Origin of the sequence: Roseicyclus sp. (assembly GCF_018402035.1) — a bacterium.
In the GTDB taxonomy this organism is placed as follows: domain Bacteria; phylum Pseudomonadota; class Alphaproteobacteria; order Rhodobacterales; family Rhodobacteraceae; genus Roseicyclus.
Genome location: NZ_JAGYJN010000001.1, coordinates 515,301 through 528,050, shown reverse-complemented (window position 1 = coordinate 528,050; position 12,750 = coordinate 515,301). Strand labels below are relative to the sequence as shown.

The 12,750-nt window shown below is 62.6% G+C and carries 10 protein-coding genes; 6 read left to right on the top strand and 4 right to left on the bottom strand.

Translation table 11 applies throughout. The features are described 5' to 3' along the window. Positions 1–59: 59 nt before the first annotated feature. Positions 60–824, bottom strand: a complete 765-nt coding sequence (locus tag KG698_RS02490) for a DsbA family protein (protein WP_367114020.1) — start codon at positions 822–824, stop codon at positions 60–62. Positions 825–989: 165 nt separating this feature from the next. Here KG698_RS02490 and KG698_RS02485 point away from each other — a divergent pair, with 165 nt between their 5' ends. The 6 genes from KG698_RS02485 to KG698_RS02460 all read left to right on the top strand — a co-directional run bounded on the left by KG698_RS02485 (position 990) and on the right by KG698_RS02460 (position 9,740). Continuing rightward, the gene (locus tag KG698_RS02485; RefSeq protein ID WP_213683960.1) at positions 990–2,138 is read left to right on the top strand and encodes an aminotransferase class I/II-fold pyridoxal phosphate-dependent enzyme; all 1,149 of its coding nucleotides are present in this window, start codon (positions 990–992) and stop codon (positions 2,136–2,138) included. Between the two features lie 82 nt (positions 2,139–2,220). Further along, on the top strand, positions 2,221–3,447 hold the full coding sequence (locus KG698_RS02480) for an N-acetylmuramoyl-L-alanine amidase (protein ID WP_213683959.1): 1,227 nt from the start codon (positions 2,221–2,223) through the stop codon (positions 3,445–3,447). A gap of 91 nt (positions 3,448–3,538) precedes the next feature. Further along, positions 3,539–6,112, top strand: coding sequence for a penicillin-binding protein 1A (locus tag KG698_RS02475; RefSeq protein ID WP_213683958.1), 2,574 nt, complete (start codon positions 3,539–3,541; stop codon positions 6,110–6,112). A 78-nt stretch (positions 6,113–6,190) separates the two neighbouring features. Continuing rightward, the gene (gene prfB, locus KG698_RS02470; protein WP_213683957.1) at positions 6,191–7,315 is read left to right on the top strand and encodes a peptide chain release factor 2; all 1,125 of its coding nucleotides are present in this window, start codon (positions 6,191–6,193) and stop codon (positions 7,313–7,315) included. A gap of 162 nt (positions 7,316–7,477) precedes the next feature. Further along, positions 7,478–8,857: an amidase gene (locus tag KG698_RS02465; protein ID WP_213683956.1), complete on the top strand. Its 1,380-nt coding sequence runs from the start codon at positions 7,478–7,480 to the stop codon at positions 8,855–8,857. Between the two features lie 79 nt (positions 8,858–8,936). After that, on the top strand, positions 8,937–9,740 hold the full coding sequence (locus tag KG698_RS02460; RefSeq protein WP_300982823.1) for a DUF2189 domain-containing protein: 804 nt from the start codon (positions 8,937–8,939) through the stop codon (positions 9,738–9,740). 67 nt (positions 9,741–9,807) lie between these two features. On the opposite strand, the gene KG698_RS02455 is transcribed toward KG698_RS02460, so the two are convergent. From KG698_RS02455 to KG698_RS02445, 3 genes are all read right to left on the bottom strand, one after another. Beyond that, complete coding sequence (locus KG698_RS02455) at positions 9,808–10,377, bottom strand: polymer-forming cytoskeletal protein (protein WP_213683955.1); 570 nt, start codon at positions 10,375–10,377, stop codon at positions 9,808–9,810. Continuing rightward, the gene (locus tag KG698_RS02450) at positions 10,367–11,698 is read right to left on the bottom strand and encodes a DUF5930 domain-containing protein (protein ID WP_213683954.1); all 1,332 of its coding nucleotides are present in this window, start codon (positions 11,696–11,698) and stop codon (positions 10,367–10,369) included. Before KG698_RS02450 ends, KG698_RS02455 begins: the two co-directional genes overlap by 11 nt. A gap of 197 nt (positions 11,699–11,895) precedes the next feature. Then, positions 11,896–12,711, bottom strand: coding sequence for a ferritin-like domain-containing protein (locus KG698_RS02445; RefSeq protein WP_213684290.1), 816 nt, complete (start codon positions 12,709–12,711; stop codon positions 11,896–11,898). Positions 12,712–12,750: the final 39 nt, after the last annotated feature.

The following is a 12,750-nucleotide window of genomic DNA, read 5'->3' as shown; positions in this document are numbered from 1 at the left end:
ACGAAAAAGGGCGTCCCCAAGGGACGCCCTTTTTCTTTGTCAGTGACAGGTGACCTGTGTCAGTTCGCGCTCTCGCGCAGCATCGCCACGATCTGTTGCATCCCATCAAGCGGCACATAGCCGCGCACCATTTGATCACCGAAGACAAAGCTTGGTGTGCCGGTGATCGCAAGCTCTTGGCCAAGCGCATAATTGTAATCGATCGTGGCCTGCACCAGCGGGTCATTCATCGCCGCGATGATCGCCGCCCCATCCAGATCAAGTGCCGCCGCCAGCGCCTCGAAGGCGGGGATGCTGATATCACCGCGCATATTCATCAGCGCATCATGCACCGCGAAATAGGCCGCATCGCCATGGGCGACGCGCGTCGCGATGGCAAAGCGCGCGGCCAACACCGATTGCTCGCCCAAGATCGGAAATTCCTTGATGATCAACCGGATATTGCCATCGAAATTGATCAGATCCATGACTTCCGGATGGGCGCGGCGGCAAAAGCTGCAGCGGTAATCCATGAACTCGACGATGGTGATATCGCCCTCGGGATTGCCGACGACGACATCGAAGGCCGAGCCGAACAGCGCATCGGCATTGGCGGCGACCGCCACGCTATCGCGGTTCACTTCGGCCTCGGCCTGTTGTTGCTCCAAAACGGCGATGGCCTCCATCAGCACTTGGGGGTTTTCCAACAGATAGGCGCGCACCTCGGCACGAAAGGCGGCGCGCTCGGCCGCGCTGAGATTGTCGAGATCGGTTGCGGCGGCGGGTGCGGCATGGCCAAAGCCAAGGGCAATGGCGAGCGTCAGGGCAGCAAATTGTTTGAACACTGGCGTTGGGCTTTCTTTCGTTGGTCGGGCAGATGTCGTGTTGAGCTTAGCATATTTGCGCAAGCCCGCTACCTGCGCTTGGCCGCACCCCCCTTTGCGCGGGCATGCGTTGACGCGGGGGCCGCAGGCTGGTTCAAGACAGGCGCACAAGCCCGGAGCCCCAAGATGCGCATTTCCCGCCGTAGCGCCGTTGACCCCTTCATCGTGATGGATGTGATGGAGGCCGCGCGCGCCGCCGAAGCGGCCGGGCGCCATATCATCCATATGGAAGTGGGCCAGCCCGGCACCGGCGCGCCCAAGGTCGCGCGCCAAAGGCTTGCCGCCGAGATGGACGCAGGCCCCTTGGGTTATACCGTCGCCTTGGGCAGGCCCGATTTGCGCGCGGCCATCGCGGCACTTTATGGCGAATGGTATGATCTTGACCTAGATCCCGCCCGTGTGGTGCTCACCTCGGGGGCGTCAGGGGGCTTTATCCTCGCCTTTTCGGCACTTTTCGATGCAGGTGCGCGGGTGGGGTTGGGCGAGCCCTGCTACCCCTCCTATCGCCAAATCCTGACCGCGATGAGCTTGACACCCGTTGGCCTGACGACCGAGATCGACACGCGCTATCAGCCAACGCCCGCGCATTTGTCGGCTGATCTCGATGGGTTGATCGTGGCAAGCCCCGCCAATCCCACCGGCACGATGCTGGATAAACACGCCCTTGGCGCGCTGGCCGAAGGCTGCGCCGCGCATGATATCGCCCTGATCTCAGACGAGATTTATCACGGCCTGCAATATGAGGGGCGGGCGGTCAGCGCGCTGGAAGTGACCGATGATGTCTATGTGATTAACTCATTCTCCAAGTATTTCTCGATGACGGGTTGGCGGCTTGGCTGGATGGTGGTGCCCCCTGATCATGTGCGCGTGGTCGAACGCTTGGCGCAGAACATGTTCATCTGCCCCGCCCATGCCAGCCAGATCGCAGCCCTTGCAGCCCTCAGCCCCGAGGGGCGGGCCGAACTTGACGCCCATCGCGCGGTCTATGCCGAGAACCGGCGCATCGTGCTGGCAGGGCTTGCCGCCGCCGGGCTGACGCAAAGCGCGCCTGCCGATGGGGCGTTCTACATCTATGTCGATGTTTCGGCCTATACCGATGACAGCCTTGCGCTTTCCGCCGAGATACTGGCCGAGGCAGGCGTTGCCGTGACACCGGGGCTTGATTTCGACAAGACGCGCGGCGCGCGTTTCTTGCGGCTGTCTTATGCGCGCGGAACCGATGAGATTACCGAAGGTGTGGCGCGCTTGTCCGCCTTCTTTGCCGCTCGGCGTTAGGGCAGTGCGATCCGGCCTTGGGTGTTGCGCGCCCGTCTGCTAAACTTTCGATAATTGACAAATTCTGGGATGAAACCCTGTGATGCGAGCAGTCTTGAGGTCGTTTTTCGCGGCATGTCTGGTTATTCTGTCCGGTCTGGCGGCAAGCGCGCAGACCGGCGCGACGGATTTGGCCGCCTTGGCCCGGCTTTTGCCCGAGGCAAGCCGGGTCAGCGGTAATAGCGACGCCGTGCGCCTATCCATCGGGTTAAGCCAGCCTGTCCCATATCGCGTCTTTCACCTCGCTGAGCCTGATCGGATCGTGATCGATTTTCGCGAAGTGGCCTTTGATGATTGGCCCCATGGGGTTGCGTGGCCCAATGCCATCGCCGGGGCAAATGCGGGGCCTGCGCGCATGGCGGGCTGGTCGCGGCTGGTGCTGGATCTGGCGCGCCCCATGCTGGCGCAACGCGTGGAAATGGTAACAGATCCCTTGACGGGTCAGGCGCAGGTGACACTCGACCTTGCCGCTGTCTCGGTTGCTAACTTTCAAGCCGCTGTCGCCGCCCCGCCCGAGGCGCAGACGCGAGGTGGCGTGCAGCAAGCGGCACGCTTGCCCGATGATGGGCGGGTGACGGTGGTGATTGATCCCGGACATGGCGGTGTCGATCCCGGTGCGGTGCGCGGCGCGCATACCGAGGCGGATCTGGTTTTGACCTTTTCGCGCGAATTGCGTGATGCGCTGCGCCGGACGGGCCTTGTCGATGTGGTGCTGACGCGCGAGGCCGATATCTTTGTGCCGCTGCCCGCGCGGGTGACAACGGCGCGCGCGGCGGGGGCGGATCTGTTCATCTCGATCCATGCCGATGCCTTGGCCGAGGGGCGCGCGCGCGGTGCCACGGTCTATACCTTGTCTGATACCGCCTCGGATGCGGCGGCGGCGGCCTTGGCCGAACAGCATGACCGGGCCGATTTGTTGGCCGGGATCGATCTTCACGGGGCCGATGATGTGGTGGCAGGCGTGCTGATGGATTTGGCGCGCATCGACACCGCGCCGCGCAGCACGGCCCTTGCTGCGGCCCTTGTAGGCCAAATCGGCGCGGCCGATCTGCGGCTGCATGCCCGCCCAATGGGCGAGGCAGGCTTTACCGTGCTGCGCGCGGCCGATATCCCTTCGGTCCTTCTCGAGATCGGCTTCATCTCGGATGCGGCGGATCTGCGCAATATCCTCGACCCCGATTGGCGCGCCGTGATGCAAGGCGCGATCATCGCGGCGATCACGGATTGGGCCGAGGCCGATGCCGCGCGCATGGCCTTGGTGCGGCAATGAGCCGGTCGCAAGATATCGTTCTCGCACCCATGTGTTTTGACCTGACCCCCCGCACCGATTATATGGTGGCGATGACAGGCAGGCTGATCGCATGATCCGATTCATCTTTGGCTTTTTCGGCGCGATCTTCAGCGCCGTGACCCTTGGCGCGATCGCAATCGCCATGGCGGTGGGCGGCGTGCTGTTCATCTATTCCCATGATCTGCCCGGCCATGACGCCTTGGCCAATTACGCGCCGCCCACGATCAGCCGGATCTATTCGCGCGAGGGGATGATCGTCGATGAATTCGCCGCCGAGCGGCGCTTGTTTGTCCCGGCCGAGGAAATTCCCGATCTGATCGCCTATGCCTTTGTTTCTGCCGAAGATCGCAATTTCTACCAGCACGGTGGCTATGACCCGCGCGCCATTGCAGCCGCCTTTGTCGAGGCTGTCCGTTCGCGCGGGCGCGATGTGCGCGGGGCCTCGACCATCACCCAGCAGGTGATGAAGAACTTCCTTCTCGACGGGTCGCGCACCATCGAGCGTAAGGTGCGTGAGATCATCTTGGCCGCGCGGATCGAAACAGCACTCAGCAAGGAGCGCATCCTTGAGCTGTACCTCAACGAGATTTTTCTCGGGCAGAATTCCTATGGCGTGGCCGCAGCCGCCCAGACCTATTTCAACACCAATCTCGAAGCTTTGACACTGGAACAGGCCGCCTATCTGGCCGCGTTGCCGCAGGCACCGTCGAATTTCCACCCGGTGCGCGATTACGACCGCGCGATCAGCCGGCGCAACTATGTGCTGCGCGAGATGAATGAGAACGGCTACATCACCCGCGCCGAGATGGAGCGCGCGCAGGCCACGCCGCTGGAAACCGTGCAGAGCGGCCATATCGCGCCCTTCCGCACCGCGATGCCGCCGCGCAATTATTTCACCGATGAGATCCGTCGCCAGCTTTCGGCGCAATATGGCGAGAGCGAGTTCTTGTCGGGCGGCTATGCGGTGCGCGCGACGATGGATGAAAGTCTACAGCGCGTAGCCGAGGCGGCCCTGCGCCGCGCCTTGGAAAGCTATGACCGTGGCACTGGCTTGTGGCGCGGTGCGCCTGCGCGCATCGATCCCGCGCTTTTGGCCGATGAGGGTTTGTGGCGGCAAGCCTTGGCCGAAACATCCGTTGCGCGCGATATCGAGGGCTGGCTGGTCGCGGTGGTGCTTGCGGTTGATGGGCAAAACGCGCGTATCGGGATCGAAGGGCTGGATCATGACCCCGAAACCCATCTGATCCCCGCCGAGGATGTCACATGGGCGCGCCCCGTCGATGCCGAGGGTAATCGCGGGCGCCAAGCGCGCGGGCCTGACGATCTTTTGGCAGTGGGTGATGTGGTCCATGTGCGCGCCACACCGCGCGGGGGCGATAGCAGCGCCGCGCGCTGGTCGCTGCGCCAAGTGCCCGAGGTGCAGGGCGGTTTCATGGCGATGGATGTGAATTCTGGCCGTGTTCTGGCGATGCAGGGCGGCTTTTCCTATCAACATTCCAGCTTCAACCGCGCGACACAGGCCACCCGCCAGCCGGGATCGGCCTTCAAGACGCTGGTTTATGCGGCTGCACTTGATTCCGGCTATAGCCCCAATACCATCGTCATCGACGCCCCGATTGAGTTGGAAACCCCCGAGGGGATTTGGCGGCCGCAAAACGCCTCGGAGCGCTTTTACGGCCCATCGCCGCTCAGGACCGGGATCGAGATGAGCCGCAACTTGATGACCGTGCGCTTGGCCCAAGATGTCGGCATGGAAACCATCGCCCGCTACGCCGAACGCTTTGGCGTCTATGACGATATGCAGCCATTCTTGGCCAATGCGCTGGGCAGCCAAGAGACGACATTGCTGCGCATGGTTGCCTCTTATGCCATGTTTGCCAATGGCGGCGAACGGGTGGAGCCCACGCTTGTGGACCGTATCCAAGATCGCTGGGGCAACACGGTCTATCGCCATGATCAGCGGCTTTGCCCTGATTGCCAATTCGCAGCACTGGATGCGGGGCTTGCGCCCGCGATCATGTCGAACCGTCAGCGCGTGATCGACCCGGTCACGGCCTATCAGCTGACCTCGATGATGCAAGGGGTGGTGGATCGCGGTACGGCTGCCTCGACCGTCAATCTTCCCGTGCCTGCGGCGGGCAAGACTGGCACCACCAATGATGCGCGCGATGTCTGGTTCGTGGGCTTCACCTCTTCCATCGCGGCGGGGTGCTATATCGGCTTTGACCAACCCAGCGCCTTGGGGCGGGGTGCCTCGGGCGGGGGGCTGTGTGGCCCTGTGTTCAACGAATTCATGCTTGAGGCCATCGCCGAATATGGCGGCGGTCCCTTCGATGTTCCCGAAGGCGGGGCATTTTTCCCCATCGACCGCTTCACGGGACAGCGCTTGGCAGAGGGCGCCACCGGTGACAATGTTGTCTATGAATTGTTCCGCGCCGGTGAAGAACCCTTCTTTGGGGCGCAGGCGATTATCGATGGCGGCTGGGCGATGGGCTCGGACCTGCCGCTTTATGGCTATGGTGAGGGCGAAGCAGGCGATAATGCCGCCGATCAGGGGCAAACCGTCACCACATCCACGGGCGATGCGGCAAGGGTGCCGACCCAATCGGGCTTTGGCACCTTGAGTTCCGGGGGCTTGTACTGAGATTGGGCGGGGCCACGGCCTTGTCGCGGACCCGCCCGGTGGTATATCAGCGCTTCGATTGACATAAAGGCCGAGCAGATGCGCGCTGAGACGCAAGCGAATATCGAAAAGATCCGCAGATCCCTGACCCTTCTTGGTCAGCGCTTGGGGATCGAGACCGCCCAGCACCGGCTGGAGGAATTCAACGCCCGCGTCGAAGACCCGAATTTGTGGAATGATGCGGCCAAGGCGCAAAAGCTGATGCGCGACCGCCAGATGTTGGTCGACCGGATGGGCACCCATGACAGCATCCGGCGGGGCCTGAATGACAATCTGGAACTGATCGAAATGGGCGAGGCGGAGGGCGATCAAGACATCGTCACCGAGGCCGAGGCGGCGCTGGGCGCACTTGTCGAAATGGCCGCGACCAAGGAATTGGAAGCGCTGCTTGATGGTGAGGCTGATGGCAATGATGCCTTCCTCGAGATCAATGCAGGTGCCGGCGGCACCGAGGCCTGCGATTGGGCGCAAATGCTCTCGCGGATGTATGTGCGCTGGGCCGAAAGCCGTGGCTATGAGGTCGATCAGCAAGACATGAGCCCCGGCACCGAGGCCGGGATCAAATCCGTTGTCTTTCAGATCAAGGGGCCAAACGCCTATGGTTGGCTGAAATCGGAAAGCGGCGTGCATCGGCTTGTGCGCATCTCGCCCTTTGGCAAGGGCACGCGCGAGACAAGTTTCGCCAGCGTTTGGGTCTATCCCGTGATCGACGATAATATCGAGATCGAGATTAACCCCAACGACATTCGCATCGACACCTATCGCTCTTCGGGCGCGGGCGGCCAGCATGTGAATACGACCGACTCGGCCGTGCGCATCACCCACCTTCCCACGGGGATCGTGACCACGAGCTCCGAAAAGTCGCAGCATCAAAACCGCGATATCGCCATGAAGGCGCTGAAATCGCGGCTCTACCAGATGGAGCTTGATCGCCGTAATGCGGCGATTAACGCCGCCCATGAGGCCAAGGGCGAAGCGGGCTGGGGCAACCAGATCCGCTCTTATGTGTTGCAGCCCTACCAGATGGTGAAAGACCTGCGCACAGGGTTCGAGACCAGCGACACGGGCGGGGTCTTGGATGGCAAGCTGGACGGGTTGATGGCCAGCGTTCTGGCGATGGATGTCTCGGGCAAATCCCGCGCCGAGGCGCGCGCCGAAGGGTAAGGGGGCGTCGCCCGCCCTCGGGCCCCGTTGGGGCCACGCGGTCGGGCGATGGGGCTTGGTGGCGATGGCTGTGTCTGGTTGACCAATATCCGGGCCGTGGCGCGGGTAAGATGCCTCCGGCGGGGATATTTATGAAACGAAGAAGCGAAAGGGTGGCGCGTCATGGCTGAGCTGTTGGCTTTGGGGGCGGGCGCATTGCAAGCGATGATCGCGCGGCGCGAAATCTCGCCTGTTGATCTGATGCGCGAGACGCTGGGTCGGATCGATGCGGTCAATGGTGGATTGAATGCCATCGTCGCCTTGCGCGACCGCGAAACGCTCATGGGCGAGGCGCGGCTGGCCGAGGCGATGCCGCCTGAGGGGTGGCTGCATGGTATTCCAGTTGCGGTGAAGGATCTGGTGGGGGTGCGGGGGATACGTTCGACCTGGGGCTCGCCAATCTTGAAGGATCATGTGCCAAGCGTTGATGACGGCTTGGCGCGGCGGCTGCGCGCGGCGGGCGCGATCATCATCGGCAAGACCAATGTGCCGGCTTTTGGGCTGGGCTCGCATACCGTGAACCCAGTCTATGGCGCGACGCGCAACCCTTATGACCCAAGCAAGACCGCGGGCGGCTCATCGGGTGGGGCGGCGGTGGCGCTGGCCGCGCGCATGCTGTGCGTGGCCGATGGATCGGACATGATGGGCAGTCTGCGCAATCCGGCGGCGTGGAATAATGTCTATGGTTTCCGTCCCACCGCCGGTCTGGTCCCGGGCGAGCCGCGCGATAGCGTGTTTCAGCATCGCCTGTCCACCGATGGGCCGATGGCGCGCGAGATCGGCGATCTGGAGCGGATGCTTGCCATCTTGTCGGATGGTGCCCACCGCGCGGGAGAGGGGCGTATGCCTGCGCGCCCGCGCATCGGCTGGCTGGGCGACTGGGGCGGGGCCTATGCCATGGAACCCGGCATCTTGGCACAGGCAGAGACAGCCTTGGGTGTGATGGAAAGCTTGGGCTGGGATGTCGCGCCCATCGCGCCGCCCTTTGCCCCCGAGGCGCTGTGGGAGGCATGGTGCATCTTGCGCCAATTCGCGGTGGCCATGAACCTTGGCCCCTATTGGCGCGAGGAGGTACATCAGGCGCTTTTGCCCGCGCAGGCGAAATGGGAAATTACCCATGGATTTGCGCGCAAGGTCGCCGAGGTCGAATGGGCCGCCGAGACCCGTGCCGCATGGCTTGCGGCCGCGCGCGAGATGTTTACGCAATATGATGCGGTGATCTTGCCATCGACCCAAGTTTGGCCCTTTGCGGTCGACACGCGCTGGCCCGAGGCAATTGGCGACCGGGTGATGGATAGCTATCACCGCTGGATGGAGGTTGTGGTGCCCGCCAGCCTTGCTGGCCTGCCTGCGCTGGCGCTGCCTGCGGGGTTCGGTGCGGGCGGTCTGCCCGCCGGTGTGCAGATGATCGGCGCGCCGGGTGCTGATGCCATGCTGATGGCACTGGGGCGCGCCTATCACGACGCGACCGATTGGCCGGGCAAAAACCCGCCCATGCTGTAAGCGTTTCGCTTGGCGCGGGGCGCTTGCGCAGTCTAGACTTGGAACGGCAAGCATCCGCGTTCCGGGAAGGTGAGGGGCGATGAGCGAGCTAAGTGATCCAGCGATGACCCCTATTGCACCCTCAAAGGTGCCCGCTTTGCGCGATATGGGCTATGGCGATATCGCTTATGCGCTGCGCGCCGGTCTGGATGATTTTCGCCGCAAGCCCATGATGGGGCTGTTTTTCTCACATATATATGTGGCGGGCGGCTGGCTGCTTTACCTGTTTTTATTCGTCACTGATCAGATTTGGTGGGCAATCCCCATCACGCTTGGTTTTCCGCTCTTGGGCCCGTTTTTGGCGGTTGGGCTCTACGAGGTATCGCGCCGCTTGGAGGCGGGCCAAAGCCAATGGCGGCGCAACGACATCTTCGGCGTGATCTGGCGTCAGCGTTTGCGGCAATTGCCCTCCATGGCATGGGTGATCATCGTCTATTTCCTGTTTTGGTCATTCTTCGCCCATATGCTGTTTGCGCTGTTTCTGGGGCCATCGGCCTTGATGAATGTGACCAGTTCTTATGCCTATCTGTTGCAGCCTGAGGGGCTGTTGATGCTGGCGGTGGGCGCGGGCTTTGGGGCGGTGTTTGCCTATGTCTTGTTTTGCCTCACAGCCGTTTCTTTGCCTTTGCTATTGGATAAGGAATTGGATTTCGTCACCGCCATGCTGACCTCGGTCGCGGTGGTGCGGCGCAACCCTTGGGTGATGCTGGCATGGGCGGCAACCATTGCGGGGATGGTGTTTTTGGCGATGTTGCCGGGGCTGTTGGGGTTGTTCGTGGTCTTGCCGGTCTTGGGCCATGCCACATGGCATATGTATCGCCGGGCGCTGACACCGCTGGATTGAAGAGGGCAAGAAAAAAGCCGGGCATTGGCCCGGCTTTGATCATTTGGCACGCGGATTGGGCGTGGTCTTAGGAATTTTCGCCGAGCGTGGGGGCAGGGCCAGCCGCCGCAGGGCGCGGGACGGCAGGGGCAGGTGTTGCAGCCGCGCGCGGCGCTGCCGGTGTTGCACCTAGGGCCAGCGGATCTTCGGCGCGCTGCACCGAGCCTTCGAAATGAGCGCCGCTTTCGATGGCGATGGTCTTGTGGATGATGTCACCCTCAACACGCGCGGTCGAGGTCAGGCGCACCTTGAGGCCGCGCACCTTACCCACAACGCGGCCCGTGACGACGATATCATCGGCCACGATCTCGCCTTCGATATTGGCCGTCTCGCCGACGGTCAGAAGATGGGCGCGGATGTCACCTTGCACGGTGCCCTCGACCTGAATGTCACCCGTGGTGCGCAGATTGCCCACAACCGTCAGGTCAGAGCTGAGCAGCGAGGGGGTGGGTTTTGATTTCGGCGAAGAAGAGGGCGTCGAAGACATGTCTGCTCCCGATTTGGGGCTGGAAGTTGAGGCAGAAGCACCACCCTCAGCGCCACTATCAGCGGCAGAGGGTTTGGCTCCGGGTTCGTTGATCTTGGATTTAGAAAACATCGCGTCCTGCCGTGATGAAGGTCATAGGGTTCACCGGATCGCCATTGCGCCGCACCTCGTAATGGAGATGGGTCCCGGTGCAACGTCCAGTGCAGCCCATATCACCGATATGTTCCCCGCGCGAGACCCTTTCGCCCTCGCGCACGGTCAAACGTGTCATATGGGCATAGCGCGTGACAATGCCAAAGCCGTGGTCGATCTCAACCATCAGGCCATAACCGCTGTGGCGGCCAGCAAATACGACGGTGCCATCACCGCCTGCCACGATATCGGTGCCGCGCGCGCCGGCGAAATCGACACCGGCGTGAAGCCGCCGACCACCGTTGAAGGGATCACGGCGATAGCCAAATCCCGATGTTTGGCGAAAGGCGCCTTGGACAGGTAAAGAAAACGGGAGCTGTTCGGCCGCCATCCGGCGCAGGTTCAACGCGTCAAGCTGTTCGAGCAATTCATTGGCGCGCAGCGAGATGGGGTCGGGTTCACCATCGCCCATGGTCGAGACCGCGATGGGCATGAGCGGGCCACCTTGGCCGGAATAGGTGGCGCGCATCTGTCCGATCAGCCGATCAGGGGGGATGCCCGAGGAGCTGAGCAAACGATCCAGCGGCTCCATCGAGATGGCCACGGCCTCTTCGATCTGGCGGAAAACACGTTCTTGCCGCTCTTGGGCCAAGGCAAGCGCGTGTTCCATCTGTGCAATCTCTTGCGCGGCTTGTCCTGCAAGGCCCGCTGCATCATCGCGCTGGCCCGCGGTGGCATCAAGCGCGCCTGCCAGTACGGCGATGGCCCGGCGCAGATCGGCGTCGCGCGCAGCCGCGGTTTCGGTTGTGCCTGTCTCGGCCTGCATCGCATCGCGCAAATCGGTAAGTGCCGCGCGCGCCGTATCGCGGTCTTCCATGGTCCGACGCAGCGTGGCTTGGATGACGTCAACCGCTGTTTCCAGCTCGCGGCGGCGCTCTTCAGCATCGAGGAGGCGCACCTGCATCACCGCGACTTGGTCCATCGCCGTGGAAAATCGCTCTTGGGCCTGCAATGCCTCGGCGGTGCGCAACTCCACCTCCTGCGACAGCGCGTTGAGACGGTTTTGATAGTCGATGCTTTCGCGTTCAGACTGTTCGCGCGCACTGCCCGCTGAGATGGTGTCGATCAACACGACGGATGTGATGATCACCGTCCAACCCAACAGCGCGGCTAGGCCGAGTAGGATCGTGCCTTGGGTGATGGGGCGCAGCCGAATAAAGCGCGTGCCATCATCGGATTTGAGGAACAAACGCTGCTCAGGCAGGCGTCGTTCCAGCGCCGCCGAGAGGCGATTGATCATCGGTCCTATCACGTAGCTGCCCCATTTCTCCCTCGTCTAGTGTAACGGCGCAAAAGCACCGCTACAGCTATGACCTCGCCAAGGCATAGACAGCCCGCCGCCCTGCCTCAACACAGGATGCTGTGTGGTGGGGATTTCAGCCGGAAATTATCCAGTTTGAGCAAAAATCCGCCGATCCATGGCAGCCTTGCGTGCCATCATTGCGCCAAGGGCCAGTAGAAATCCGGTGGTATCCCTGCCTCGGCACGTTTTTCTTCGTTGAAGGGCGGCTTGAGTGCGCCGTGGAAATAGCGCTGCACAAGGGCGTGAAATGCCTCTTTCGGGTCGGTCTCGTGGCGTCCGCACAAGAAATGGAACCATTTGGAGCCATAGGCCACATGATGCACCTCTTCGGCATAGATGATGCGCAGCGCGTCCACCGCCATCGCGGCTGTCGTGTCATCGCGCGCATTCTCAAAAATCGCGATCATCCCCGGCGTGACGTCAAGGCCGCGCGCCTCAAGCACCATGGGAACAACGGCCAACCGCCCCATCAGGTCATCCACCGTGTCGGACGCCGCCCGCCACATGCCCGCATGGGCAACAAGCGCGCCATAATGGCTGCCCATTGCTTCAAGGCAATCGGCCATCAGGTTGAAATGCTTTGATTCCTCGTCAGCCGCTTTGACCCAATCATCATAGAACCCCATCGGCATCGGCGTGGCGGTAAAGCGCGCGATGATGTCCCAATGGAGATCGACGGCGTTCAGCTCGATATGGGCCACCGCATGCAACAGCGCGATCCGGCCCGCCTGCGTGCCGGTGCGCCGCCGCGGCACCTCGCGCGGGTCGCGCAGTTCGGGGGTTGCGGGGCGGGAGGGCTGGTCGGGCGGGCTGGCCTGCCCAATCTCAACCTTATGCCCTGCGGCGCGCGCGGCCTGCCACTGGGCGGCAAAGCGGCGCGACAGGGCGGTCTTTTCGCGGGCATCGGCGGTGCGCAGCACGGCCTCGGCCATCTGGGCAAGGGGGGGCATCTGGGTCATGGCGGCGGTGTGGGGCCAAGGGGGCGCAAG